Raw genomic sequence first — 25,962 nt, forward strand, 5'->3', positions numbered from 1 at the left:
GGGAACGCGTTGTGAAAAAAATTATCTTATTGCTCCTCATTGTCATCGCCCTTGCCGCTGGCGGTGTGTACTGGATGAAGGCGGGTAATCCGAATGCGTTGCGACATATCGTTCTCGACCAGTGCGTGCCGAATCAGATCCAGAACCGTAACCCTGCACCCTGTGCGCAGGTGAAAACGGATGCAGGCTATGTGGTATTTAAAGATCGCAACGGGCCGCTGCAATACCTGCTGATGCCGACATATCGCATCAACGGCACCGAGAGCCCGCTATTGACCGACGCTCATACGCCGAACTTTTTCTGGCTGGCGTGGCAGTCGCGCAGCTTTATGACCCTGAAGCGCGGATCCGAGGTGCCTGACAGCGCCATTTCGCTGACGATTAACTCCCCGACAGGGCGCACGCAGAACCATTTCCATATTCATATCTCCTGCCTGCGCCCGGACGTGCGCGAGAAGCTCAACGCGGCACAGGGAGAAATCAGCACCCAGTGGCTGCCTCTTCCTGGGGGGCTGGAAGGACATGAGTATCTTGCTCGCCGCGTGACGGAGAATGAACTGGTCAAGCGCAGCCCGTTTATGATGCTGGCGGAAGAGCTGCCGGAAGCGCGCGACCATATGGGGCGTTTCGCGCTGGCAATGGCGCAGCAGTCGGATGGCTCTTTTGTTTTGCTGGCGACCGAGCGTAACCTGCTCACGCTTAACCGCGCGTCCGCGGAGGAACTGCAGGATCATCAATGCACTATCCTGAAGTAACCCCACCATAAATCGCGTTTACTCGGGCTGCCTGTCACCGTAGACTTGCTGAAAAATTCTACAGGAGACAGGTATGTCGCTCTGGTTAACGTATCCTTTGCTGCTGCCCTCACTGATCGTTGGCGTCACCATCGTGCTGTGGGCGACGTCGCTATTGCCGGAATTTATCACCGCGCTGCTGTTCTTCACGGCGGCGATGACCGCCAGAATCGCTCCGCCGGAGGTCATCTTCGGCGGTTTTGCCTCGTCGGCTTTCTGGCTGGTATTCAGCGGCTTTGTGCTTGGCGTGGCGATCCGTAAAACCGGACTGGCGGACAGGGCCGCCCGGGCGCTGTCGGCAAAGCTCACCGACTCCTGGGTGATGATGGTGGCGAGCGTGGTGCTGCTGAGCTACGCGCTGGCGTTTGTGATGCCGTCGAACATGGGACGTATTGCGCTGCTGATGCCGATTGTCGCGGCGATGGCAAAACGCGCCGGTATCGCCGACGGCTCCCGCGCCTGGTTCGGGCTGGCGCTGGCGGTGGGGTTCGGGACTTTCCAGCTTTCGGCGACGATCCTGCCTGCTAACGTCCCTAACCTGGTGATGAGCGGTGCGGCGGAAGGCTCGTACGGCATCCATCTGAACTATGTCCCGTATCTGCTGCTGCACACGCCGGTGCTCGGTATCCTCAAAGGCCTGATTCTGATTGGCCTCATCTGCTGGCTATTTCCCGGCAGCCCAAAACCGCCGAAGGAACAGGCGCCGTCTGATCCTATGGGGCGGGATGAAAAGCGTCTTGCCTGGCTGCTGGCGGTGGTGCTGGGGATGTGGGTCACGGAGAGCTGGCACGGCGTAGGGCCGGCGTGGACGGGGCTGGCGGCGTCGGTCATCGTTATGCTGCCGCGCGTTGGCTTTATCACCGGGGAAGAGTTTTCTGCGGGGGTGAATATGCGTACCTGTATTTACGTCGCGGGCATTCTTGGGCTGGCGATCGTGGTGACGCAAACCGGTATCGGAACGGCCGTGGGCGAGGCATTGCTTCGCATTATGCCGCTGGATGCAGACAGACCATTCACCAGTTTCCTGGCGCTGACCGGTATTACCACGGCGCTCAACTTCATTATGACCGCCAACGGCGTCCCGGCGCTGTACACCACTCTGGCACAGAGTTTTTCGGACGCGACCGGTTTTCCGCTGCTGTCGGTGATCATGATTCAGGTGCTGGGCTATTCCACGCCGCTGCTGCCGTATCAGGCGTCGCCGATTGTCGTGGCGATGGGGTTAGGAAAGGTGCCTGCAAGGGCGGGGATGGTGCTCTGTCTGGCGCTGGCGATAGCGACTTATCTGGTGCTGCTGCCGCTGGATTATCTGTGGTTTAGTTTGCTGGGGAAAGTGTAGTTCGGTGCGAGCGGTTTCCCCTCACCCCAACCCTCTCCTAAAGGGAGAGGGAGGAGAAGAGCGGCGGGCAAGCGCAAGCGCCACCCGCCACAAAGGCAATTACGCCTGTTTAGCCGCTTCAGCTGCCTTAACGATCACCGCGAAAGCGTCAGCTTTCAGGGATGCACCGCCAACCAGCGCGCCATCGATGTCTGGCTGGGTGAACAGCTCAGCAGCGTTGGAAGCATTTACGGAACCGCCGTACTGAATAATCACTTGCTCAGCGATCTTCGCGTCGGCTTTAGCAATGTGGTCACGAATGAATTTGTGAACCGCCTGAGCCTGCGCAGGGGTTGCAGATTTGCCGGTACCGATCGCCCAGACTGGCTCGTACGCGATTACTGCGCCTTCGAACGCTGCCGCGCCCTGGGTTTTCAGCACTGCGTCGATCTGACGTGCGCACACTTCTTCGGTTTTGCCCGCTTCGTTTTCCGCTTCGGTTTCACCGATGCACAGAACCGGGATCAGGCCCTGCTCTTTCAGCACAGCGAATTTCTTCGCGATGAACTCGTCGGATTCTTTGTGATAGGTGCGACGCTCGGAGTGGCCGATGATGATGTATTTCGCGCCGATATCTTTCAGCATTTCAGCGGAGGTTTCACCGGTGAACGCGCCAGACAGGTTAACGTCAACGTTCTGCGCGCCCAGAATGATGTGGCTGCCGTCAGCGGCGTGTTTAGCCAGATCCAGGTACATATCCGGCGGAGCGATAGCAACCGCGCAGCCCGTCACGCCAGCCAGCTCTTTACGCAGGTTCGCAACCAGTTCGTTTACCATGTGGCGGCTGCCGTTCAGTTTCCAGTTACCCATCACTAAAGGATGTCGCATTTCAATTCTCCACGCTAAATAAGCGAATTAAGGAATATGGCCACCCTGTCGGGCAGCATGGTCTGTGAATCAGTATAGAGATTTTCCCTCGAAAGGCTTTGCTTTTTGTCATTAATTCGCCCCGCCGAGGGTGTCAGATAGTGCCAGCTTAATCGGTTCAACAGCGAAGGTCAGTCCTTTTTCGCCGTTGTCCGCCACAACATAGCGGATCGCGCCTTCGGTATCAGCGTAGTAACGCTTGTTTTTCCCGGCGGTAAGGAGTTTTTGCAGCTTTTGCTGACTTTGCTTTTTCGTCAGCGCAGGGGTAAAGGCCTGCAGTACCGCGCTCATGTACTCCAGCGCTTTCGCCTTAGCGGCTTTCTGCTCTGGCCCCTGTATCGGCAGCCAGGTGATTTGCATGCTTTTGATTTTTAACGTACCGCGCTCCAGCGCCGTGGAAGCATACAAATTCTCATTTATCTTGCTTGCCGCACGGGTCAGTGTGGGGGTATCGCGCGAGCCATCAATGGCACGGAACTCATCCAGCGGCAGCGTGGGGTTGGTCTGATTGAAGGTTTCACGAAACTGGCTGATGGACTGATCGAACGACGGTGCGCCCGCCAGCAGATAGGGTGCTGTGGTCGGGGCTGTGGTTTCGGCGGCGTGCAGGGGATAACCCGCGCTGAGCAGCGCTAAACACAGGAAAAGAGAACGTGCCGAACTTTTCATCAACATTGCCCCTGGCCGTAAGTGCTCATGATTAAAACGATATCTGGTCGGCTTGTCAAAAGGTCACAACTCCAGGGTAAAATGCGCGCTATACGATAATAAGGAACCTTACATGACCATACAGCAGTGGCTGTTTTCATTCAAAGGGCGTATTGGACGCCGTGATTTCTGGATCTGGATGGTGACGTGGGTTGTCGCCATGCTGCTTCTGTTTTTCGTTGCTTACAACGCCTGGCTGAGCACGCAAACGGCGGCCTTCGCGCTGGTCTGTCTGCTATGGCCAACGGCGGCGGTTGTCGTAAAACGGCTGCACGATCGCGGACGTTCCGGCGCGTGGGCATTTTTGATTATTCTGGCGTGGATGCTGGTGGCGGGAAACTGGGCGATGCTGCCGTCCATCCTGCCGTGGGTCGTGGGCAGGCTGCTGCCGTCGGTCATCTTCGTGATGATGATTGTCGATCTGGGCGCGTTTATTGGCACCCAGAGCGAAAACAAATACGGTAAAGACACCGTCGAGGTGAAATACCGCTGATCACCAGTAGTGTTCGGCGGTCATATGGCCCGGTCGGCGGCGAAGATGTTTCGTCATCTGCCGGGTATCCTTCAGAAGCTGCTGCGTGTCACGCACCATCTGCGGGTTGCCGCACAGCATGACGTGGCTGGTTTCAGCGTTCAGCGGCAAACCCACCGCGTCTTCCAGGGCTCCACTCTCAATTAACGCCGGCACGCGGCCGGTAAGCGCTCCTGCTACGGTTTCGCGGCTGACCACCGTCTGAATCTTTAACTTCCCGCCGTACTGCTGCTCCAGCGCCTGCATTTGCGGCAAATAGCTCAGGTCTGCGGCGTAGCGCGCAGCGTGAACCAGCACGATGTTTTTAAAGCGCTCCAGATCTTTGCCGTACTGCAAAATAGAGAGATAAGGGCCGATGGCCGTACCGGTTGCCAGCATCCAGAGCGTGTCGCAGTCAGGGATCTCTTCGAGCACAAAGAAGCCTGCCGCTTCACTCACAATTTGCACCTCGTCGCCGGGCTTAAGGGCGGCAAGGCGCGGGCTGAGCTTACCTTTAGGAACGGTGACCAGATAGAACTCGAGATCCGGGTTATCAGGCGCGTTAACGTAAGAGTAGGCGCGCTGCACGCGCTCGCCGTCGACATCCAGTCCCAGCTTCGCAAATTGCCCGGCTTTAAACGGGTGAACGGGAGCATGTACGGTGAGACTAAATAGCGCATCGGTCCAGAACTGTACCTTTGTGACTTTACCTGTTACCCAGTCCGCCATGATCTTCTCCTGTGCTGTTTCTCTGTTCTATCTTCCGTACTTGTGGTGGTAATTTCCAGCCCGTCAGGGCCGGAAAGCTCTATCGATCAAACGGTTTTACAGAATGTGCGTCTGCACGTCCGGGTCTTTGCGGTCGAGATAGTGGATAGACTGGATGCGGCGAATGGTGCGTGATTTACCGCGGATCAGCAGCGTTTCAGTGGTGGCCATATTGCCCTTGCGGGTGATGCCGTCCAGCAGATCGCCTTTGGTGATGCCGGTCGCCGAGAAGACAACGTTATCGCTACGCGCCATCTCGTCCAGAGCCAGCACTTTATTGGCCTCGATGCCCATCGCTTCGCAGCGCGCCAGCTCGTTTTCCCCGATACGGCGGTTCTCTTCGCTGTCGCCTTTCACCTCATGGCGGGGCAGCAGACGGGCCTGCATATCGCCATCCAGCGCGCGGATCACTGCCGCGGAGACCACACCTTCCGGCGCGCCGCCGATGCCGTACAGCACGTCGACTTCGCTGTCCGGCATGCAGGTCAGGATCGAGGCGGCAACGTCACCGTCAGGGATAGCAAACACGCGCACGCCGAGCTTTTGCATTTGCGCGATAGTGGCGTCGTGGCGCGGTTTCGCCAGAATGGTGACGGTGAGTTCGCTAAGGGGTTTGCCCAGGGCTTTGGCGATGTTGTGCAGGTTCTCTTCCAGCGGCAGGCTAAGATCGATTGCGCCTTTTGCGCCCGGACCGACAATCAGCTTTTCCATGTACATATCCGGCGCGTTGAGGAAGCAACCCTTATCGCCCACGGCCATCACCGCTAACGCATTGGCCTGACCCATCGCCGTCATGCGGGTGCCTTCGATCGGGTCAACCGCGATATCCACGGCATCGCCTTTGCCGGTACCGACTTTTTCACCGATGTAGAGCATCGGCGCTTCGTCGATCTCGCCTTCGCCGATCACGATGGTGCCGTCAATGTTGACCTGGTTAAGTACAATACGCATGGCATGGACGGCTGCGCCGTCTGCGGTATTTTTGTCGCCACGGCCCAGCCATTTATAGCCTGCAAGAGCGGCCGCTTCGGTGACGCGGGAAAACTCGATAGCAAGTTCACGTTTCATGAGGTACTCGTGCAATCAAAAGGAATTGCACGAAGTTTATCACAGAGTGGGTAAGGTGCGGTCTGTATTCCCCTCACCCTAACCCTCTCCCCAAAGGGGCGAGGGGACTTAAAACACCCTCTCCCCTTTGGGGAGAGGGCCGGGGTGAGGGGGATTACTCTTCGTGCTCTTCCCACGCCAGGGCGCGTTTCACCGCTTTTTTCCAGCCGCTGTAGCGGAAGTTACGCTCGGTGGTTTCGATGCCCGGGCGGAATTCGCGTTCGATAACCGCTTTTTCCTGCAGCTCGTCCAGGTTCTGCCAGAAGCCTACCGCCAGACCGGCAAGGTACGCCGCGCCCAGCGCCGTGACTTCACGCACTTCAGGGCGTTCAACGCGGGTGCCCAGAATGTCGGACTGGAACTGCATGAGGAAGTTATTCGCTACCGCACCGCCGTCCACGCGCAGGGCGTGCAGACGAATGCCGGAGTCAGCCTGCATCGCTTCCAGCACGTCGCGTGTCTGGTAGGCGATGGATTCGAGAGTAGCGCGAATAATGTGGTTAGAGTTCACACCGCGCGTCAGGCCGAAAATTGCGCCGCGTGCATACGGGTCCCAGTACGGCGCGCCCAGACCGGTGAACGCAGGCACCACGTACACGCCGTTGGTGTCTTTCACTTTGGTCGCGAAGTACTCGGAGTCGAACGCATCGCTGATCAGCTTCATCTCGTCGCGCAGCCACTGAATGGATGCACCCGCCATGAACACCGCACCTTCCAGCGCATAGTTCACTTCGCCGCGCGGGCCGCAGGCGATGGTGGTCAACAGGCCGTTTTCTGATTTCACCGCTTTCTCGCCGGTGTTCATCAGCATAAAGCAGCCGGTGCCGTAGGTATTCTTCGCCATCCCTTCCTTGACGCATAGCTGGCCGAACAGCGCCGCCTGCTGGTCACCGGCGATACCGGCGATAGGAATACGGGTGCCGCCTTTACCGCCGATGTTGGTCTGGCCGTACACTTCGGAAGACTTACGCACTTCAGGCAGCATCGCGCGCGGAATGTCCAGCGCGTCCAGCATCTTGTCATCCCACTCAAGGGTGTTGATGTTGAACAGCATGGTACGCGAGGCGTTGGTGTAGTCGGTCACGTGAACGCGTCCCTGGGTCATCTTCCAGATAAGCCAGGTATCGACGGTACCGAACAGCAGCTCGCCGCGTTTAGCACGCTCGCGTGAACCTTCTACGTGGTCGAGGATCCATTTCACTTTGGTGCCGGAGAAATACGGGTCAACCACCAGACCGGTGGCGCTGCGCACGTACTCTTCCATACCGTCGCGCTTCAGCTGTTCGCAGATCTCGGATGTACGGCGGCACTGCCAGACGATAGCGTTGTAAATGGGCTTACCGGTTTCGCGTTCCCAGACAATCGTCGTTTCACGCTGGTTGGTAATACCAATCGCGGCAATCTCGTCGGAACTGATATCGGCTTTCGCCAGCACTTCGACCAGCGTGGAGCTTTGTGATGCCCAAATCTCCATCGGGTCGTGTTCTACCCAGCCTGGACGAGGATAAATTTGCTCAAATTCGCGCTGTGACACGCTGACGATGTTCGCGTCATGATCCATTACGACAGCGCGGGAGCTGGTAGTGCCCTGGTCGAGCGCAACGATATATTTTTTTTCGGTCATGGTATGTGTCCCGTAGTCAGATTACAGCGAAGCTTTTTGTTGTGCGGTAGAAGTCGTTTCCTTCTCTTCTTCCACACAGGTGTCGCACGGTAAGTGGCGACCAATTAATTTGCGGTAGCTAAACGCACCCAGCGCAGCCCCGACAACCGGCGCAAACAGCGGTACCAGGAAGTAAGGAATGTCTTTGCCACCGGTGAAGGCGACGTCGCCCCAACCAGCGATAAAGGCAAAGGCTTTTGGTCCGATATCACGTGCCGGGTTCATCGCGAATCCGGTCAGCGGGCCCATGGATGCGCCAATTACCGCAATCAGCAAACCAATCAGCAGGGGTGCCAGCGGGCCGCGCGGAATGCCGTTTCCGTCGTCGGTCAGCGCCAGGATAACGCCCATCAGAATAGCGGTAATCACCATTTCAACTGCGAACGCCTGCACAAAATTAATATGCGGGTTTGGATAGGTTGAGAAGATACCTGCCAGATCCAGACTTTCGACACTGCCGCGTACCATATGATGCGTCTGTTCGAAGTCGATGAAAAGATTGTAATAAAGCCCGTAAACTAACGCCGCTGCGCAAAACGCGCCGGCAAACTGAGAAAGAATGAAAGGAACAACTTTGCGTCCGTCGAAGCACGCGAACAGCCACAGTGCGATTGTCACCGCCGGGTTAAGATGTGCACCAGAAACCCCTGCAGTCAGGTAGATGGCCATCGCCACGCCCAGACCCCAGATGATACTGATTTCCCACTGACCAAAACTGGCACCCGCCACTTTCAGTGCAGCGACACAGCCCACTCCGAAGAATATCAACAACCCGGTACCAAGGAACTCGGCAATGCACTGGCCTTTTAAGGTTGATGTCTGACTCATAATCGGAATCCTGAAGAAATTGATGTTTATTGTTAGCATGGCCGCCCGTGACAGCCACGATGCCCTGTAGACATAGTGTTAATTTATCGTTAACGAGCAAAAACGAGAAATATCGAAATCAAAATGTGTGGTCTGTGTCAATAAAATGAGCGTTTTCGCGCCATAAAGCACATTTTTGCATCAGTACAGGAATGTGAGCTGAATCATTTCATTAACGAATCAGTTAACAATTTAGGGGTATATGATGCGAACACACCAGGACCAGACCTAAAAGTGTTGCAAACCGCGATCTGCGCGGTGTGTCGCTGGACACAGAGCGCCGCGCTCCATACAATCGACGGTATATGTCATGCGCGTTTATGTTAAAGCGTCGCCTTGCAATTCAGGAGAGGTAGCATCATGTCTTTAGAAGTGTTTGAGAAACTGGAATCGAAAGTACAGCAGGCGATTGACACCATCACCCTGCTGCAGATGGAAATTGAAGAGCTGAAAGAAAAGAACAACAGCCTGGCGCAGGAAGTTCAGAACGCTCAGCACGGCCGCGAAGAGCTGGAGCGCGAAAACAACCAGCTGCGCGAACAGCAGAACGGCTGGCAGGATCGCCTGCAGGCGCTGCTGGGACGTATGGAAGAGGTCTAATTTCTCTCGGGAAATACAGATGAAATAAGCCGGGTAAGGCGTCGCCGCCACCCGGCTTTTTTTATGGTTTGATGTCAGTCGGCGATCACCATAAAAAAGGCCGCCAAAGGCGGCCTTAACGCTACTTGTCCTGCGCTGTCATAGCAAAAGCAACGAACACATTGGGTTCATCACTCTTTACAACGAGTACGCTGGCGACAATGAACGCGATACATAAATAGCGTTTCATTATGCGGTCCCTGCAGCTAACCGCTCCACCGTTCACCACCGGTGATAAGTCGGTGACACAAGCCCTGGTATTAGCCTGCTTTACGGTAGTGAATACACCTTTCCCTGGACCGATGCCCATTTGCGAGATGGCGGAAAGGGACGCTTCATCATAATGAGCATCAACCGGGGAGTTAAGGTATTCATAGGCAATTAGGACTTTATAAAGGTTCTGAGGGGTTGCCCAAGGTTTGGACGAGAGTATGATGAAACTCCCTGGTGTTAGTCTGCAAAACTTCCCAACGGACCGCGAATCCTGAGGGGACAAAAAAACCGCCACATTGCTGTTGGCGGTTTTTTTATGGTTCTCGCTGACTTTTTACTACTCGATATCCAGCGGGTCTTCGGACAGGATAATGCCGGTATTATCGGCGTAGAGATGGTCCCCGGAGAAGAAGGTCACGCCGCCGAAATTGACGCGCACGTCGCTTTCGCCGATGCCGTCACCCGCCGCCCCTACCGGTATGGCCGCGATGGCCTGAATCCCGATATCCAAGTCTTCCAGATCGTCCACCTGACGTACGGAACCGTACACCACAAGGCCTTCCCACTCATTCTGGACGGCAATGCCGGCCAGTTCAGCATCAATTAATGCACGGCGCACGGAACCGCCGCCGTCGACCACAAGAACGCGGCCGCGGCCATTCTGTTCGAGCAGATCGTACAGCAACCCGTTGTCCTCGAAACATTTCACCGTGACGATTTGACCGCCAAACGACGACCTCCCACCAAAGTTGGAGAACAGCGGTTCAACGACGTTGACATCTTCCTGGTAGATGTCACAAAGCTCGGAGGTATCGTATTTCATAGGTTTAACGCTCAGTTGCTGCGAATGTGTTCAGTATATCGTGCGAAATGCGTTGTTGGCAAAATCATCAATTGTTAATTGATATTTGTCAGCTAACGCAGCGTCTGGCTTAAAACAATCCCGATGACGAACAACAGGTTAGTCAGCAACGCGCCTTTTACCGTGCGTTCCAGCATCGGCGGCATGGCGGACGGGCTGAGTTCACGCATCACAAAGCGAGCCTGCTTAATCAGCACCGGCGCGGCAAGCACAAACAGCCAGCCCCACAAGCTCTGCAAGGAAATCAGGTTAAACAGCGCCAGGCAAACCAGCGCGCCAATGAGCAGACAGGCGTGATAGCGGCGCGCATTGACCGGCCCCAGACGAACCGCCAGGGTATTTTTGCCGTTCTCGCGATCGCTGTCGATGTCGCGCAGGTTGTTGATGTTGAGCACCGCCGTCGCCAGCAGACCGCAGGCGGTCGCGGGCAGGAACAGGGCAGGGATCACCGTATGCGCCTGCAGGTACCAGCTTCCCATCACGCTCAGCCAGCCGAAGAACACCAGTACGGAGATATCCCCGAGCCCAATATAACCGTAAGGACGCGTGCCGACGGTGTAGGTGATGGCCGCGATAATGGCCAGTAAACCCAGCACCAGGAAGCCAATGAAATCGCTGGTGGTCTTAGACGCCACCGTCACCAGCGCCAGGCCGGATACGCAGATCAGCGCTACGGTGATAATCAGCGCGCGTTTCATCTGCGCCTGGGTAATCACCCCTTTCTGCATTCCGCGCAGTGGCCCTATGCGGTCCGGCTTGTCGCTGCCCTTTACCGCGTCGCCGTAGTCGTTGGCGAGATTGGAGAGAATTTGCAGCAGGCCGGCGGTAATCAGTGCCAGCGCGGCGACCAGCGGATCAAAATAACCCTGCCACCAGGCAAGGGCGGTGCCGACGATAATTGCGGCAAAGGCCAGAGGAAGCGTTTTAGGGCGCAGACTTTCGAGCCACGCCTGAGTACGGCTGATGTCAGTCATAAGTATTTAGCCAATAAAAATGGGGGCATTAGCCCCCATTAAACGTGATGAGAATCCAGTAACCGCGATTATAGGATAAAACGGCTCAGATCTTCATCTGCCACTAACGCATCCAGATGTTTACTCACATATTCTGCGTCAATGGTAACGGTTTGACCGTTAAGGTCGCTCGCGTCATAAGAGATATCTTCAACCAGGCGTTCCAGCACGGTATGCAGGCGACGCGCACCGATGTTCTCGGTGGTTTCGTTGACCTGCCATGCGGCCTGGGCAATACGCTTGATACCGTCTTCAGTGAACTCGAGGTTCACGCCTTCGGTCGCCATCAGCGCTTTGTACTGTACGGTAGCAGAGGCGTTTGGCTCGGTCAGGATACGTTCGAAATCTTCGGTGGTCAGCGCCTGCAGCTCAACGCGAATTGGCAGACGCCCCTGCAGTTCGGGGATCAGATCCGACGGGCTGGCAACCTGGAACGCCCCTGAAGCGATAAACAGGATGTGGTCCGTTTTCACCATGCCGTGCTTGGTGGAGACGGTGCAGCCTTCAACCAGCGGCAGCAGGTCGCGCTGAACGCCTTCGCGGGATACGTCCGGACCGGAGCTGTTGCCGCCGCGCTTACAAATTTTGTCGATTTCGTCGATAAACACGATACCGTGCTGCTCAACCGCGTCGATAGCGTCCTGCTTCAGCTCTTCCGGGTTTACCAGCTTCGCCGCTTCTTCTTCAATCAGCAGCTTCATCGCGTCTTTGATTTTCAGCTTACGCGCTTTCTGCTTCTGGCCGCCCAGGTTCTGGAACATGGACTGCAGCTGGCTGGTCATCTCTTCCATGCCCGGAGGCGCCATGATTTCCACACCCATTGGCGCGGCAGCGAGATCGATCTCAATCTCTTTGTCGTCCAGCTGGCCTTCACGCAGTTTTTTGCGGAATGCCTGGCGCGCCGCGGAAGGTTCCGCCTGCTGCTCTGCCTGGCCCCAGTTGTTTTTTGCCGGTGGGATCAGCACGTCGAGAATGCGCTCTTCGGCCATCTCTTCCGCGCGATAGCGGTTTTTCTCGATCGCCTGGACGCGCACCATCTTGATCGCCGAGTCGGTCAGATCGCGGATGATGGAGTCCACTTCTTTACCCACATAGCCCACTTCGGTGAACTTGGTGGCTTCCACTTTGATGAACGGCGCGTTAGCCAGCTTCGCCAGACGACGGGCGATTTCGGTTTTACCGACGCCGGTCGGGCCGATCATCAGAATGTTTTTCGGCGTCACTTCGTGGCGCAGCTCTTCATCAAGCTGCATACGACGCCAGCGGTTACGCAGGGCGATAGCGACGGAACGCTTGGCGTTATCCTGGCCAATAATATGTTTGTTCAGTTCGCTGACAATTTCGCGTGGGGTCATTTCAGACATGGGAGATCCTTACGCTTTGGAGGTCAATTCTTCGATGGTGTGGTTGTGGTTGGTATAAATGCAGATATCACCTGCAATATCCAACGCCTTCACCGCGATATCACGCGCGTTCATGTCGGTATTTTCCAACAGCGCGCGGGCTGCAGCCTGGGCATAAGGGCCGCCAGAGCCGATGGCAATCAGGTCATTTTCCGGCTGAATGACGTCACCGTTACCGGTGATGATCAGCGAGGCGGTTTCATCGGCCACGGCCAGCAGCGCTTCGAGCTTGCGCAGCATGCGGTCGGTACGCCAGTCTTTCGCCAGCTCAACGGCAGCTTTCACCAGATGACCCTGGTGCATTTCCAGTTTGCGTTCAAACAGTTCAAACAGCGTGAAGGCGTCCGCCGTGCCGCCTGCAAAACCGGCGATCACTTTGTCGTTGTAGAGGCGGCGCACTTTCTTCACGTTGCCTTTCATGACGGTATTACCCAGCGTGGCCTGGCCATCACCGGCGATTACCACATGGCCGTTACGGCGTACACTTACTATTGTTGTCACGAGCAGACCCCCTGGTTACAGAATCGGGAAACAGAAGCCCTGAGCCTGTGCTCAGGGCTGAATTAAATGATAGATGGGGGGGATTTCGGGGGTTTCAACCCCCGGAGGCGAGTCGAATGCAGTTTGTGTGGCCGGCGATTTTCAAACGAGAAATGGTGCCATCGGCATTTTCTTTGCCTTTGACCGGACCAATCACCACGCGATTCCAGCCGTTATTGGTGGTAATACGCGAATCAAACCCTTCAAAGGCCAGCTGAGCACGTACCGTTTCCGCCTGCTCTGCGCCTTTGAACGAACCGCACTGTACCATCCAGCGGCGCTCGTCTTTTTTCTCAGCCGTCTGCTTCGGCGCTTCGGTCTCTTTGGTCACCGGCGCGGCCTGCTGCGTTTTCGGCTGCTGCGCGGTGGTATGCGCTGGCGTCTGGAGCAGATCCTGATACGGCTGAGCCGCCTGTTTCTGCGGCTGCGTTTTCGGCTGCTGCTGGACAGGCTGAGACTGCGCCGTACGCGTCTGCTGCTGGTATGGCTGTTCCGTTACCCGCGGCTGTGCTTTCGGCTGCTGCACCGGCTGGGTTTGCGCCCACTGCTGCTGTTGCTGGATCTGCTGTTGCGCCTGACGTCGCTGCAGCGTTTGCTGGCGCTGTGCTGGCGTCTGCTCATTCCACGGTACTTCGTTCAGCTGCGTAGGCTGCTGGCGCATATCGGCCTGCATTTGGGCCAGCAGCTGACGCTGTTCATCCGTCAGCTGATTCGCATTCTGCACTTCACCACCCGCAGAAGGTTCGGTTGGCGCACGCACCCCGGGCTGACGGCTTTCCAGCTCTTTGATATACCTCCAGCGCTCTTCAGGCTTCGGAGGAAGGCCATTTCCGGCAACTTTACTGGCCTGAAGCGCCTCAGACTCTTCTTTTTTATGGTGCGTGATGAAGTACAGGCCACCAATAAAGGCGACGACTACAGCCGCAGCAATAGCGACCATTGCTGGCGAGACAGCAGGCAGGTTACGTTGCTTTTTCCTTGAGCTACTCTTTTTGCGTCGCGAAGGTGCCGGCTGGCCGCGACGTACATAATCTCGTTGTGCCACTATCGTTTCGCTGTATTTATTCGTTCGTCAGTCCGCCATGTTACTTAAGCGGCGGGGCTTTGACCAGATAAGGGTATCCGAAAGACGTTTACTTTAAGTCAATGCCTGGGTAGTGCCGCGGACAATCAGTTCGCAGTCCAGCAACCGCGAGCCGCTGCTAACTGTTTGACCGTGAAGCTGATCCAGCAGAAGGAGCATCGCTTCGCGGCCGATTTGGTAGCGCGGCTGAGCGACCGTTGAGAGCGGCGGATCGCAAAATTCTGAAAGCGAAATATTGTCGAATCCGATGATCGATAAATCTTTTGGTATCCGCAGGCCGCGGCGTTTGGCGTACGACAATGCGCCCAGCGCCATCACGTCGCTGTGACAAAATACGGCGGTTGGCGGCTCAGGCAGGTCCAGAAGTTTCTCAAGCGCTTGTCCACCCGCGGCGAAGGTAAAGTCACCGCGCGCAATGTAGTGCGGATCGACGGTGACGCCGGTACGGCGCAGCGCCTGAACGTAGCCCTGTAAGCGATAGTGACACAGCGGCATTTCTTCAGGCCCGGCAATACAGCCAATACGCTTATGCCCCAGTTCCTGAAGATAGTTTACGGCGTTGAACGCGGCGGTGAGGTTATCAATGTGGACCGTCGGCAGCTCCAGCTCCGGCGCAAACTCGTTGGCCATCACCATCGGCGGTAAATTACGCTGCTCTTCAATGCTGGCATCAAACGGCAGGCGGGAGCCAAGCAGCAGCATGCCGTCGATCTGCTTGGTGATAATGAGATCGATGAAGGTTTTTTCCTGCTGGTTCTGGTGAGCGCAGTCGCCAATCAGCACCAGGTAACCCTGTTCCGCTGCCGTAACTTCAATACCGCGGATAATCTCGCTGAAGAAGGGGTCGCAGATATCCGGCACAATCACCAGAATGGTGCGAGACTCATTGCGTTTGACGTTACGCCCCATCGCCTGTGGGAAATAGCCCACTTCAAGCGCAGCCTGCTCTACCCGGTTTCGGGTCGCCTGGGAGACTTTATCCGGGTTCATTAATGCGCGGGATACCGTTGCCGTAGAGACTTGTGCTTTCTGGGCAACGTCTTTCATGGTCGCCGGTGCAACCTCTTTCCTGGACTTCAACGTCTTCTCCTCGCCTGAACACCGAACTTCTGACATCACCATTTTTACAGATAGTTAATGGAATCGGTTACAGAATTTTCATAAAAAGTGTGAGGAGCGTTAAATTTTTCGATCCGTCTTCAGCCTTCGATGGGATCGACGTCCAGTACCCACTTCACTTTTCGCGCTTCCGGCAGCGTGTTGATGAGCGCCAGCGTGCCGCTGACGATATGCTGCAGGCGAACACGTGAGGGGTGCTGAAGTAAGATTTGCCAGCGGAAACGTCCGCCGCGCTTTGGCGCGAGCGCTGGCACCGGGCCCAGGATCCACAGCTGATTATCCACCAGCGGGCTGGCCTGCAGGAGGTTTCTCAGCTGCTGCAGGAAAAGCGGCGCCTGCTGGTTATTGTGATCTTCCGCGCGGATGATGACGTGGCTGGTCCACGGCGGCAGCTGCATGGTCTGGCGTTCGGCCAGCGCCTGCTCGGCAAAGGCGTCATAGCCTTTATGCAGCAGAGTTTGCAGCAGCGGGTGCTCAGGATGGTGCGTTTGCAACACCACTTCGCCCTGTTTACCGGCGCGACCGGCACGCCCTGCCACCTGGGTATAAAGCTGGGCGAAGCGCTCGGCTGAGCGGAAATCTGCAGAAAACAGCGCGCCGTCTACGTCCAGCAGGGCAACCAGCGTGACGTCCGGGAAGTGGTGGCCTTTGGCCAGCATCTGGGTGCCAATCAGGATGCGCGCGCCGCCGCGATGCACTTCCGCCAGCTGCTGTTCCAGCGCGCCCTTGCGGCTGGTGGTATCCCGGTCGATACGCGAGATAGGCACGTCCGGGAAGAAGGGGCCAAGCGCCTGTTCCAGCTGTTCCGTCCCCAGACCGACCGGTACGATATGGGTTGAACCACACGACGGGCACTGGCGCGGCACCGGGCGCTGGCTGTCGCAGTGGTGGCAGCGCAAATGCCGCTGGGCCTGGTGGAAGGTATAGTAGTGGTCGCAGCGCGGACACTCGGCAATCCAGCCGCAGTCGTGGCACAGCAGGGCGGGGGCGAATCCGCGGCGGTTCAGAAACAGAATGACCTGGTTCCCCGCCTGCAGGTGCTGGCGCATGCGGGTAATCAATGCAGGCGCTAGCCCGGCCTGAACCTGCTGACCTTTCAGATCCAGCACGTGCTGAATGGCCGGACGGGCATTCCCCGCCCGACGCGTCAGGCGCAGCATGTGGTACTTACGCTGGCGCACGTTGTGCAGCGTTTCGAGCGCAGGCGTGGCGGAGCCGAGAATAATGGGAATCTGCTCACTGTGCGCGCGATAGACCGCCAGATCGCGGGCGTGATAGCGCCAGCCTTCCTGCTGTTTATAGGAGCTGTCGTGCTCTTCGTCGATCACGATAACGCCAAGATTTTTAAACGGCGTAAACAGCGACGAGCGGGTGCCGATCACAATCGCCGCTTCGCCGTTTTTGGCTTTCAGCCAGGCGCTGAGGCGTTCGCTGTCGTTCAGGCCGGAGTGCAGCACCTCAACCGGCGCGTTAAAGCGCTCGCGGAATCGGGCGATGGTTTGCGGCGTCAGGCCAATTTCCGGCACCATCACCAGCGCCTGTTTGCCCTGAGCCAGCACGTTTTCCAGCACGCTCAGGTAGACTTCGGTCTTGCCGGAACCGGTGACCCCCGCCAGCAGCCAGGCAGAGAAATGATCGGAGGCGCTATGAATCGCGCCCACGGCGGTGGCCTGCTCGGTATTCAGACGCAGGCGATCCCCTGAAACGGAGAAACTCACCCGCCAGTCGTAAAGAGCGGGAGCTTCGCTGGCCAGTTCGCTCAGCCCTTTCTTTCTTAAGGCCTGTAGCGCCGTTTCGCTGACCTCAAGCTCGTCGACCTGATGTCGCCAGATTTTTCCCTGACGCAGCGCCGCCAGCGCCTGCTGCTGTTTCTGCGATCGCTTCAGGCTGTTGATATCCACCGCCTGGCCCTGCTCGGTGGCAAACCAGTACCACATCGGCGCATGGCTGGCGCTTTTGCCCTGGCGCAGCATGATGGGCAGGGCGTGGAACAGCACGTCGCCAATCGGGTGATGATAATAATCCGCCGCCCACAGCAGCAGTCGCCAGGTGCTGGTGGAGTAAACCGGCTCGCTGTCCAGCACCTCAACGACCGACTTCAGCTCGTTAAGCGGTAATTCGCTTTTATCGCTGACGGAGACGACGATCCCCACGCGCTGCTGTTTGCCAAACGGCACGGTCACGCGGCAGCCCGCTTTGGCGCTCATGCTGTCGGGCAGCAGGTAGTCAAAGGTGCGGGGAAGCGGAACGGGCAGGGCAACGTGAGCGACGGGCATCGAATCTTCCTGACTTGAAAAGTGGCGCGTTAGTATACACATTAGTAAAAGCGGCGTGCGGATCAGTTTGCATACGTTGGTCAAATTCTGTATGATTCGCCGCCTTTGGTGTACTTTACGCCAAAGAACTTACAATCAACATCGCGTGGTGTCTGGCGTTAGGGCTGGAAGAGCGACGCGGCCTTAACTGAGGTTCTCCCATGAAAAAAGATATTCACCCGAAATACGAAATGATTACTGCAAACTGTTCTTGCGGTAACTCTATCCAGATCCGCTCTACCGTGGGTCACGATCTGAACCTGGACGTGTGCGGCAAATGCCACCCGTTCTACACTGGTAAGCAGCGTGACGTTGCAACCGGTGGCCGTGTTGACCGCTTCAACAAGCGTTTCAGCATCCCGGGCGCTAAATAAGTTTCCCGAAAAAAAGGCACCGCAAGGTGCCTTTTTTGTATCCGCTTCTCAGTATTCCCACGTATCCGGGTCAATACCCAGTTCACGCATGATCACCTTCGCCTCTTCCGGGATTTCATCACTACGCTCTTTACGCAGATCTTCATCGTTCGGCAACGGTTGACCGGTAAACGCATGCAGAAACGCTTCGCACAGCAGTTCGCTGTTGGTCGCGTGGCGCAGGTTATTCACCTGACGACGCGTACGTTCATCGGTGAGGATCTTCAACACCTTCAGAGGAATGGAAACCGTAATTTTCTTTACTTGCTCACTCTTCTTACCGTGCTCAGCGTATGGGCTGATATATTCGCCGCTCCATTCAGCCATGAGATACCTTTAATCCTCTCAGTCATTTATTTAAAGGTGCAAAACCTGTAACCACCCGTTTTGAACCGCAATCTTGTCTAGTTTACCGTAGAGACGATACCGTGGCACGGATATTGCCGCTGCAGCGTGCACTAAAGCATATAATTTTAACGGCTATTTGCGCATTGCTCAATCTATACGCAAAGAAGTTTAGATGTCCAGATGTATTGACGTCCATACTTTCAGTGTTTACTCTGGTGCCTGACTTTTCACCTCATTCGCCAGGAAGCCCTCACCATGACGCGTAAACAGGCCACTATTGCAGTGCGTAGCGGATTAAATGATGACGAGCAGTACGGCTGCGTTGTCCCGCCGATTCATCTTTCCAGTACCTATAATTTCACCGGATTTAATGAACCCCGCGCGCATGATTATTCGCGTCGTGGCAACCCTACGCGTGACGTGACCCAGCGCGCGCTGGCCGAGCTGGAAGGTGGCGCAGGTGCAGTATTAACCAATACGGGGATGTCCGCTATTCACCTGGTGACCACGGTGTTCCTGAAACCCGGCGATCTGCTGGTCGCGCCGCACGACTGCTACGGCGGCAGCTATCGCCTGTTTGACAGCCTGGCGAAACGCGGCTGCTATCGCGTCCTGTTTGTCGATCAAAACGACGAACAGACGCTGAAACAGGCCCTGGCAGAGAAACCGAAGCTGGTTCTGGTGGAAAGTCCAAGCAATCCATTGTTGCGCGTTGTCGATATTGCGAAAATTTGTCAGCTCGCAAGGGATGCGGGAGCGATAAGTGTAGTGGATAATACGTTCCTCAGTCCGGCCCTTCAGAACCCACTCGCACTGGGTGCCGATCTGGTATTGCATTCATGCACTAAATATCTGAACGGCCATTCTGATGTGGTGGCGGGCGTGGTGATTGCTAAAGATTCCGACGTTGTCACCGAACTGGCATGGTGGGCCAATAATATTGGCGTCACCGCGGGGGCCTTCGACAGCTATCTGCTGTTGCGCGGCATCCGCACGCTGTCGCCGCGCATGGACGTGGCGCAGCGCAATGCCCAGGCGATTGTCGATTTCCTGAAAACCCAGCCGCTGGTGAAAAAGCTTTATCACCCGTCGCTGCCGGAAAATCAGGGGCACGAGATTGCCGCGCGTCAGCAGAAAGGGTTTGGCGCGATGTTAAGTTTTGAACTGGACGGTGACGAGCAAACGCTGCGTCGCTTCCTGGGCGGGCTGTCATTGTTTACGCTGGCGGAATCCTTAGGTGGGGTTGAAAGCTTGATCTCCCACGCCGCGACCATGACGCACGCAGGTATGGCACCGGAAGCTCGTGCCGCCGCCGGAATTTCTGAGACGCTGCTGCGTATCTCAACCGGCATTGAAGATTCTGAAGATTTAATTGCCGATCTGGAAAATGCCTTCCGGATCGCAGCCAAGGGGTAATCATGAGTGTGATAGCGCAGGCAGGGGCGAAGGGTCGTCAACTGCACAAGTTTGGTGGTAGTAGTCTTGCTGATGTGAAATGTTACCTGCGCGTTGCAGGGATCATGACGGAATATTCACAGCCGGGTGACATGATGGTTGTCTCGGCGGCGGGCAGCACCACCAACCAGTTGATTAGCTGGCTGAAACTGAGCCAGACCGATCGCCTTTCTGCGCATCAGGTGCAACAGTCCTTACGCCGTTACCAGAGCGAGCTGATTGCCGGCCTGCTGCCTGCGGACGTGGCGGACGGGCTGATCAGCGCCTTTACGCATGACCTTGAGCGTCTGGCTGCCCTGCTGGACAGCGGAATTACCGACGCGGTGTATGCCGAAGTGGTGGGCCACGGTGAAGTGTGGTCCGCGCGCCTGATGGCCGCCGTGCTGCAACACCTGGGCGTGGAAGCGGCCTGGCTCGACGCGCGTGATTTCCTGCGCGCCGAACGCGCCGCGCAGCCGCAGGTGGATGAAGGGTTGTCCTACCCGCTGCTGCAACAGCTGCTGGTGCAGCACCCGGGCAAACGTATTGTCGTCACCGGCTTTATCAGCCGCAGCAACGCGGGCGAAACCGTGCTGCTGGGCCGTAACGGCTCCGACTACTCGGCAACGCAGATTGGTGCCCTGGCGGGCGTGTCCCGCGTCACCATCTGGAGCGACGTGGCCGGTGTGTACAGCGCGGACCCGCGCAAAGTAAAAGATGCCTGCCTGCTGCCGCTGCTGCGTCTCGACGAAGCCAGCGAGCTGGCGCGTCTGGCCGCGCCGGTACTGCACGCGCGCACGCTGCAGCCGGTTTCCGGCAGCGATATCGACCTCCAGCTGCGCTGCAGTTACACCCCGGATCAAGGCTCTACGCGTATTGAGCGCGTGCTGGCGTCCGGTACCGGGGCGCGTATTGTCACCAGCCACGACGACATCTGCCTGATTGAGTTCCAGGTGCCTGCGGGCCAGGACTTCAAGCTGGCGCATAAAGATATCGACACGATCCTGAAACGCGCCCAGGTGCGTCCGCTGGCCGTTGGCGTGCATAACGATCGCCAGCTGCTGCAGTTCTGCTATACCGCGGAAGTGGCGGACAGCGCGCTGAAAATTCTGGATGAAGCGGGCCTGCCGGGCGAGCTTCGCCTGCGTCAGGGGCTGGCGCTGGTGGCGATGGTGGGCGCGGGCGTCACCCGTAACCCGCTGCATTGCCACCGCTTCTGGCAGCAGCTGAAAGGCCAGCCGGTGGAATTCACCTGGCAGTCGGAAGAGGGCATCAGCCTGGTCGCCGTCCTGCGTAAAGGCCCAACCGAGAGCCTGATTCAGGGTCTGCACACCTCCCTGTTCCGCGCGGAAAAGCGCATCGGCCTGGTGCTGTTCGGGAAAGGCAACATCGGTTCCCGCTGGCTGGAACTGTTTGCCCGCGAACAGGTGACGCTCTCGGCGCGTACCGGATTTGAATTCATTCTTGCGGGCGTGGTGGACAGCCGCCGCAGCCTCCTGAACTACGAAGGGCTGGACGCCAGCCGCGCGCTTGCCTTCTTTAATGATGAAGCCGTAGAGCAGGATGAAGAGTCGCTGTTCCTCTGGATGCGTGCGCACCCGTATGACGATCTGGTGGTGCTGGACGTTACCGCAAGCGAACAGCTTGCGGATCAGTATCTGGATTTCGCCAGCCACGGTTTCCACGTCATCAGTGCGAACAAGCTGGCGGGGGCGAGCAGCACCGATAAATACCGCCAGATCCACGACGCGTTTGAAAAAACAGGGCGCCACTGGCTCTATAACGCCACCGTTGGGGCTGGCCTGCCGGTTAACCACACCGTGCGTGACCTGATTGAAAGCGGCGACAGCATTCTGGCGCTGAGCGGTATCTTCTCCGGCACGCTCTCCTGGCTGTTCCTGCAGTTTGACGGCACCGTACCGTTCACCGACCTGGTGGATCAGGCGTGGCAGCAGGGCTTAACCGAGCCCGATCCGCGCGTTGACCTTTCCGGCAAAGACGTGATGCGTAAGCTGGTGATCCTGGCGCGTGAAGCCGGTTATGACATCGAACCGGACGCCGTACGCGTCGAATCGCTGGTGCCTGCCGGCTGTGAAGAAGGTTCTGTGGATCATTTCTTTGAAAATGGTGAAGAGCTTAACGAGCAGATGGTACAGCGTCTGGAAGCGGCGAACGAGATGGGGCTGGTGCTGCGCTATGTGGCGCGTTTCGAGGCCAACGGAAAAGCGCGAGTCGGCGTCGAGGCGGTGCGTCCTGAACATCCGCTGGCGGCGCTGCTGCCGTGCGATAACGTCTTCGCCATCGAAAGCCGCTGGTATCGCGATAACCCGCTGGTGATCCGCGGCCCTGGCGCGGGACGCGATGTCACCGCTGGAGCCATTCAGTCCGACATCAACCGTCTGGCTAAGCTGCTGTAAAGCCTGATTTTCCCTCTTCCTGTGGGAGAGGGTTAGGGTGAGGGCCTCAGACCGCACTCACCCTCATCCTGAATTTCCCTCATATTCCCTGAGCAAACCTCACCGTTATTGTTGATTATTTATGTTGACGTCCCTCCGCTTTTCCGTCATTTTTACATCTGGACGTCTAAACGTATAGAAGTTCACAACACAACAAATAACGACATGCGATTGATAGAGGTAAGGTATGAGCTTTTTTCACGCCAACCAGCGGGAAGCACTGAATCAGAGCCTGGCCGAAGTAAACGGCCAGATTAACGTCTCTTTTGAATTTTTCCCGCCGCGCACCAGTGAAATGGAGCAAACTCTGTGGAGCTCTATCGATCGTCTCAGCAGCCTGAAGCCGAAGTTCGTCTCCGTGACTTACGGTGCTAACTCCGGCGAGCGTGACCGTACGCACAGCATCATTAAAGGCATCAAAGATCGTACCGGTCTGGAAGCGGCGCCGCACCTCACCTGTATCGACGCGACCCGCGACGAGCTGCGGGCCATCGCCCAGGATTACTGGAATAACGGCATTCGTCATATCGTCGCTCTGCGCGGTGACCTGCCGCCGGGCAGCGGTAAGCCGGACATGTATGCCGCCGATCTGGTCGCGCTGCTGAAAGAGGTGGCTGATTTTGATATCTCCGTTGCCGCTTATCCTGAGGTGCATCCGGAAGCGAAAAGCGCCCAGGCCGATCTGCTGAACCTCAGGCGTAAAGTGGACGCCGGCGCGAACCGCGCCATTACCCAGTTCTTCTTTGATGTGGAAAGCTACCTGCGTTTCCGTGACCGCTGCGTCTCCGCGGGCATCGACGTTGAAATTATCCCGGGCATTCTGCCGGTCTCTAACTTCAAACAGGCGAAGAAGTTCGCCGATATGACCAATGTCCGCATTCCGCTGTGGATGTCCAAAATGTACGAAGGGCTGGACGATGACCCGGAAACCCGCAAGCTGGTGGGGGCCAATATCGCGATGGACATGGTGAAAATTTTAAGCCGTGAAGGGGTGAAAGATTTCCACTTCTATACGCTGAACCGCGCGGAGATGAGCTACGCCATTTGCCATACGCTGGGCGTTCGTCCGGCGTAATAAGCACAAAGCCCTCGTATTACGAGGGCTTTTTAGTTACGCGAATAGTTAAAAGGTATTAGCTATCGAATCTGTGGATTAATTCAACTATAACTTATTGCTAGTGGTGTATATCGTAACGGTAACACTGTAAAAGGGAGCATAGCGATGAGCACGTCAGACGAGACCAATAAAGCGGCATCGGTCGGCAAATGCCCGTTCCACCAGGGCGGCGTCGATCACAGCGCGGGGGCAGGTACAGGCAGCCGCGACTGGTGGCCAAAACAACTCCGCATCGATCTTCTTAACCAACATTCCAATCGTTCGAACCCGCTGGGTGAAGACTTCGACTACCGCAAAGAATTCAGCAAACTTGATTACTCCGCCCTTAAAGGCGACCTCAAAGCCCTTTTAACCGACTCTCAACCGTGGTGGCCTGCCGACTGGGGCAGCTATGCGGGCCTGTTTATCCGTATGGCCTGGCACGGCGCGGGGACCTATCGCTCCGTTGACGGGCGCGGTGGCGCAGGCCGCGGTCAACAGCGCTTTGCGCCGCTGAACTCCTGGCCGGATAACGTGAGCCTGGATAAGGCGCGCCGTCTGCTGTGGCCAATCAAGCAAAAATACGGCCAAAAAATTTCCTGGGCCGACCTGTTTATCCTCGCGGGTAACGTGGCGCTGGAGAACTCCGGCTTCCGTACGTTTGGTTTCGGTGCCGGGCGTGAAGACGTCTGGGAACCAGACCTGGACGTGAACTGGGGTGATGAAAAAGCCTGGCTAACCCACCGTGACCCGGAGGCGCTGGCGAAGCGACCTCTCGCCGCCACCGAAATGGGCCTGATTTATGTGAACCCGGAAGGGCCAAACGCCAGCGGTGAACCTCTGTCTGCTGCGGCGGCCATTCGTGCCACCTTCGGCAACATGGGGATGAACGACGAAGAGACCGTTGCGCTGATCGCGGGCGGCCACACCCTCGGCAAAACCCACGGCGCGGGTGAAGCCACGCACGTCGGCACCGACCCGGAAGCCTCGCCGATTGAAGCGCAGGGCCTGGGCTGGGCCAGCACGCACGGCACGGGAATTGGCGCAGATGCCATTACCTCTGGTCTGGAAGTTATCTGGTCGCAAACTCCGACCCAGTGGAGCAACTACTTCTTCGAGAACCTGTTCAAATACGAATGGGTGCAGACCCGCAGCCCGGCGGGTGCGATTCAGTTTGAAGCCGTGGATGCGCCGGAAATCATGCCTGACCCGTTCGACCCGTCGAAAAAACGCAAACCTACCATGCTGGTCACCGACCTGACGCTGCGTTTTGACCCGGAATTCGAGAAAATTTCCCGCCGCTTCCTGAACGATCCGCAGGCCTTCAACGAAGCCTTCGCGCGCGCGTGGTACAAGCTGACCCACCGCGATATGGGGCCAAAATCGCGTTACCTTGGCCCGGAAGTGCCGAAAGAAGATCTGATCTGGCAGGACCCGCTGCCGCAGGCGGTGTTCAATCCGTCGAAAGAAGACATTGAAAGCCTGAAGGCGGAAATCGCTGCCTCTGGCCTCTCCGTGAGCGAACTGGTTTCCGTTGCGTGGGCGTCAGCGTCGACCTTCCGCGGCGGCGACAAGCGCGGCGGCGCCAACGGCGCGCGTCTGGCGCTGGCTCCTCAGCGCGACTGGGATGTGAACGCCGCAGCGGTTCGCGCGTTGCCGGCTCTGGAAGCTATCCAGCGCACCACCAACAAAGCCTCCCTGGCCGATATCATCGTGCTGGCGGGCGTCGTGGGCGTTGAGCAGGCGGCGAAAGCGGCAGGCGTTTACGTCAACGTTCCGTTTACGCCAGGGCGCGTGGATGCGCGTCAGGATCAGACGGATATCGAGATGTTTAACCTGCTCGAACCGATTGCCGACGGCTTCCGCAACTACCGTGCGCAGGTGGACGTGTCCACCACTGAGTCACTGCTGATCGACAAAGCCCAGCAGCTGACGCTGACCGCGCCTGAGCTGACGGTGCTGATCGGTGGCCTGCGCGTGCTGGGTGCAAACTTTGATGGCAGCAAGAATGGCGTGTTTACCGACCGCGAGGGCGTGCTGAGCAACGATTTCTTCGTGAATCTGCTGGACATGAACACCCAGTGGAAGGCAACCGACGAATCTAATGAACTGTTTGCCGGAAGCGATCGCGCCAGCGGTGAAGTGAAATATACCGCCACCCGCGCCGATCTGGTCTTCGGTTCTAACGCCGTCCTGCGCGCGCTGGCAGAGGTTTATGCCAGCAGCGATGCCAGCGAGAAGTTTGTCCGCGACTTCGTTGCCGCATGGGCGAAGGTGATGGATCTGGACCGGTTTGACCTGCAGTAACCCTTGTGCCGGGTGGCATTAACGCTTACCCGGCCTACGGGCAAAAAAATCCCCGCT

The 25,962-nt window shown here is 57.2% G+C and carries 23 protein-coding genes; 9 read left to right on the top strand and 14 right to left on the bottom strand.

The features are described 5' to 3' along the window. Positions 1-11 precede the first annotated feature (11 nt). Positions 12-755: a CDP-diacylglycerol diphosphatase gene (locus USF70_RS19815; protein ID WP_320735943.1), complete on the top strand. Its 744-nt coding sequence runs from the start codon at positions 12-14 to the stop codon at positions 753-755. A gap of 73 nt (positions 756-828) precedes the next feature. Then, positions 829-2,133 carry an SLC13 family permease gene (locus USF70_RS19820; RefSeq protein WP_232938982.1) on the top strand — a complete coding sequence of 435 codons (1,305 nt, stop codon included), beginning with the start codon at positions 829-831 and terminating at the stop codon, positions 2,131-2,133. Positions 2,134-2,232: 99 nt separating this feature from the next. Here USF70_RS19820 and tpiA read toward each other — a convergent pair whose 3' ends face one another. Both tpiA and USF70_RS19830 read right to left on the bottom strand, forming a co-directional pair. Continuing rightward, on the bottom strand, positions 2,233-3,000 hold the full coding sequence (gene tpiA / locus USF70_RS19825; protein WP_033146941.1) for a triose-phosphate isomerase: 768 nt from the start codon (positions 2,998-3,000) through the stop codon (positions 2,233-2,235). A 111-nt stretch (positions 3,001-3,111) separates the two neighbouring features. Continuing rightward, positions 3,112-3,708 (bottom strand): DUF1454 family protein, encoded by a 597-nt coding sequence (locus USF70_RS19830; protein WP_023309692.1) that lies wholly within the window; start codon positions 3,706-3,708, stop codon positions 3,112-3,114. 112 nt (positions 3,709-3,820) lie between these two features. On the opposite strand from USF70_RS19830, the gene USF70_RS19835 reads away from it, so the two are divergent. Beyond that, complete coding sequence (locus USF70_RS19835; RefSeq protein ID WP_023293600.1) at positions 3,821-4,240, top strand: DUF805 domain-containing protein; 420 nt, start codon at positions 3,821-3,823, stop codon at positions 4,238-4,240. Here USF70_RS19835 and fpr read toward each other — a convergent pair whose 3' ends face one another. The 4 genes from fpr to USF70_RS19855 form a co-directional block, all read right to left on the bottom strand. Beyond that, positions 4,241-4,987: a ferredoxin--NADP(+) reductase gene (gene fpr, locus USF70_RS19840; RefSeq protein WP_320735944.1), complete on the bottom strand. Its 747-nt coding sequence runs from the start codon at positions 4,985-4,987 to the stop codon at positions 4,241-4,243. Between the two features lie 96 nt (positions 4,988-5,083). Then, positions 5,084-6,094 carry a class II fructose-bisphosphatase gene (gene glpX, locus USF70_RS19845; RefSeq protein WP_054829771.1) on the bottom strand — a complete coding sequence of 337 codons (1,011 nt, stop codon included), beginning with the start codon at positions 6,092-6,094 and terminating at the stop codon, positions 5,084-5,086. 154 nt (positions 6,095-6,248) lie between these two features. Beyond that, a complete protein-coding gene (glpK, locus tag USF70_RS19850; RefSeq protein ID WP_023309688.1) occupies positions 6,249-7,757 on the bottom strand; it encodes a glycerol kinase GlpK in 1,509 nt (502 codons plus the stop codon). 21 nt (positions 7,758-7,778) lie between these two features. After that, a complete protein-coding gene (locus USF70_RS19855; protein WP_014885705.1) occupies positions 7,779-8,624 on the bottom strand; it encodes an MIP/aquaporin family protein in 846 nt (281 codons plus the stop codon). Between the two features lie 399 nt (positions 8,625-9,023). Here USF70_RS19855 and zapB point away from each other — a divergent pair, with 399 nt between their 5' ends. After that, complete coding sequence (zapB, locus tag USF70_RS19860) at positions 9,024-9,263, top strand: septal ring assembly protein ZapB (protein WP_010436935.1); 240 nt, start codon at positions 9,024-9,026, stop codon at positions 9,261-9,263. A gap of 589 nt (positions 9,264-9,852) precedes the next feature. Here the strand turns inward: zapB and rraA are convergent. The 7 genes from rraA to priA form a co-directional block, all read right to left on the bottom strand. Continuing rightward, positions 9,853-10,338 carry a ribonuclease E activity regulator RraA gene (gene rraA, locus USF70_RS19865; protein ID WP_023309687.1) on the bottom strand — a complete coding sequence of 162 codons (486 nt, stop codon included), beginning with the start codon at positions 10,336-10,338 and terminating at the stop codon, positions 9,853-9,855. Positions 10,339-10,430: 92 nt separating this feature from the next. Continuing rightward, entirely contained in the window at positions 10,431-11,351 is a 921-nt protein-coding gene (gene menA, locus USF70_RS19870; protein ID WP_320735945.1) for a 1,4-dihydroxy-2-naphthoate polyprenyltransferase, read from the bottom strand. Positions 11,352-11,419: 68 nt separating this feature from the next. Beyond that, entirely contained in the window at positions 11,420-12,754 is a 1,335-nt protein-coding gene (hslU, locus tag USF70_RS19875) for an HslU--HslV peptidase ATPase subunit (RefSeq protein WP_023309685.1), read from the bottom strand. A gap of 9 nt (positions 12,755-12,763) precedes the next feature. Then, a complete protein-coding gene (gene hslV, locus USF70_RS19880) occupies positions 12,764-13,294 on the bottom strand; it encodes an ATP-dependent protease subunit HslV (protein WP_008501802.1) in 531 nt (176 codons plus the stop codon). 94 nt (positions 13,295-13,388) lie between these two features. Then, positions 13,389-14,378 carry a cell division protein FtsN gene (ftsN, locus tag USF70_RS19885; protein WP_232938986.1) on the bottom strand — a complete coding sequence of 330 codons (990 nt, stop codon included), beginning with the start codon at positions 14,376-14,378 and terminating at the stop codon, positions 13,389-13,391. A 93-nt stretch (positions 14,379-14,471) separates the two neighbouring features. Next, on the bottom strand, positions 14,472-15,497 hold the full coding sequence (cytR, locus tag USF70_RS19890; RefSeq protein WP_023309683.1) for a DNA-binding transcriptional regulator CytR: 1,026 nt from the start codon (positions 15,495-15,497) through the stop codon (positions 14,472-14,474). Between the two features lie 119 nt (positions 15,498-15,616). After that, complete coding sequence (gene priA / locus USF70_RS19895; RefSeq protein WP_087822923.1) at positions 15,617-17,812, bottom strand: primosomal protein N'; 2,196 nt, start codon at positions 17,810-17,812, stop codon at positions 15,617-15,619. Positions 17,813-18,012: 200 nt separating this feature from the next. Between priA and rpmE the strand changes: the two genes are divergently transcribed. Next, on the top strand, positions 18,013-18,225 hold the full coding sequence (rpmE, locus tag USF70_RS19900; RefSeq protein WP_003862040.1) for a 50S ribosomal protein L31: 213 nt from the start codon (positions 18,013-18,015) through the stop codon (positions 18,223-18,225). Between the two features lie 48 nt (positions 18,226-18,273). Here rpmE and metJ read toward each other — a convergent pair whose 3' ends face one another. After that, positions 18,274-18,591: a met regulon transcriptional regulator MetJ gene (gene metJ / locus USF70_RS19905; protein ID WP_007369220.1), complete on the bottom strand. Its 318-nt coding sequence runs from the start codon at positions 18,589-18,591 to the stop codon at positions 18,274-18,276. Between the two features lie 276 nt (positions 18,592-18,867). Here metJ and metB point away from each other — a divergent pair, with 276 nt between their 5' ends. From metB to katG, 4 genes are all read left to right on the top strand, one after another. Continuing rightward, positions 18,868-20,028: a cystathionine gamma-synthase gene (metB, locus tag USF70_RS19910; RefSeq protein WP_320735946.1), complete on the top strand. Its 1,161-nt coding sequence runs from the start codon at positions 18,868-18,870 to the stop codon at positions 20,026-20,028. A 2-nt stretch (positions 20,029-20,030) separates the two neighbouring features. Then, a complete protein-coding gene (locus USF70_RS19915) occupies positions 20,031-22,463 on the top strand; it encodes a bifunctional aspartate kinase/homoserine dehydrogenase II (protein ID WP_032662744.1) in 2,433 nt (810 codons plus the stop codon). 226 nt (positions 22,464-22,689) lie between these two features. After that, positions 22,690-23,577, top strand: coding sequence for a methylenetetrahydrofolate reductase (gene metF, locus USF70_RS19920; protein ID WP_033146931.1), 888 nt, complete (start codon positions 22,690-22,692; stop codon positions 23,575-23,577). Between the two features lie 147 nt (positions 23,578-23,724). After that, positions 23,725-25,905 (top strand): catalase/peroxidase HPI, encoded by a 2,181-nt coding sequence (katG, locus tag USF70_RS19925; RefSeq protein ID WP_039264223.1) that lies wholly within the window; start codon positions 23,725-23,727, stop codon positions 25,903-25,905. The last annotated feature ends 57 nt before the right edge of the window (positions 25,906-25,962 follow it).

Source organism: Enterobacter sp. 237C8 (assembly GCF_034106865.1).
Taxonomy (GTDB): Bacteria; Pseudomonadota; Gammaproteobacteria; order Enterobacterales; family Enterobacteriaceae; genus Enterobacter; species Enterobacter asburiae_B.

Coding starts and splice junctions, on each gene's coding strand:
- USF70_RS19820 (WP_232938982.1), top strand. CDS start 829: ATGTCGCTCTGGTTAACGTATCCTTTGCTGCTGCCCTCACTGATCGTT.
- tpiA (WP_033146941.1), bottom strand. CDS start 3,000: ATGCGACATCCTTTAGTGATGGGTAACTGGAAACTGAACGGCAGCCGC.
- USF70_RS19830 (WP_023309692.1), bottom strand. CDS start 3,708: ATGAAAAGTTCGGCACGTTCTCTTTTCCTGTGTTTAGCGCTGCTCAGC.
- USF70_RS19835 (WP_023293600.1), top strand. CDS start 3,821: ATGACCATACAGCAGTGGCTGTTTTCATTCAAAGGGCGTATTGGACGC.
- fpr (WP_320735944.1), bottom strand. CDS start 4,987: ATGGCGGACTGGGTAACAGGTAAAGTCACAAAGGTACAGTTCTGGACC.
- glpX (WP_054829771.1), bottom strand. CDS start 6,094: ATGAAACGTGAACTTGCTATCGAGTTTTCCCGCGTCACCGAAGCGGCC.
- glpK (WP_023309688.1), bottom strand. CDS start 7,757: ATGACCGAAAAAAAATATATCGTTGCGCTCGACCAGGGCACTACCAGC.
- USF70_RS19855 (WP_014885705.1), bottom strand. CDS start 8,624: ATGAGTCAGACATCAACCTTAAAAGGCCAGTGCATTGCCGAGTTCCTT.
- zapB (WP_010436935.1), top strand. CDS start 9,024: ATGTCTTTAGAAGTGTTTGAGAAACTGGAATCGAAAGTACAGCAGGCG.
- rraA (WP_023309687.1), bottom strand. CDS start 10,338: ATGAAATACGATACCTCCGAGCTTTGTGACATCTACCAGGAAGATGTC.
- menA (WP_320735945.1), bottom strand. CDS start 11,351: ATGACTGACATCAGCCGTACTCAGGCGTGGCTCGAAAGTCTGCGCCCT.
- hslU (WP_023309685.1), bottom strand. CDS start 12,754: ATGTCTGAAATGACCCCACGCGAAATTGTCAGCGAACTGAACAAACAT.
- priA (WP_087822923.1), bottom strand. CDS start 17,812: ATGCCCGTCGCTCACGTTGCCCTGCCCGTTCCGCTTCCCCGCACCTTT.
- rpmE (WP_003862040.1), top strand. CDS start 18,013: ATGAAAAAAGATATTCACCCGAAATACGAAATGATTACTGCAAACTGT.
- metJ (WP_007369220.1), bottom strand. CDS start 18,591: ATGGCTGAATGGAGCGGCGAATATATCAGCCCATACGCTGAGCACGGT.
- metB (WP_320735946.1), top strand. CDS start 18,868: ATGACGCGTAAACAGGCCACTATTGCAGTGCGTAGCGGATTAAATGAT.
- USF70_RS19915 (WP_032662744.1), top strand. CDS start 20,031: ATGAGTGTGATAGCGCAGGCAGGGGCGAAGGGTCGTCAACTGCACAAG.
- metF (WP_033146931.1), top strand. CDS start 22,690: ATGAGCTTTTTTCACGCCAACCAGCGGGAAGCACTGAATCAGAGCCTG.
- katG (WP_039264223.1), top strand. CDS start 23,725: ATGAGCACGTCAGACGAGACCAATAAAGCGGCATCGGTCGGCAAATGC.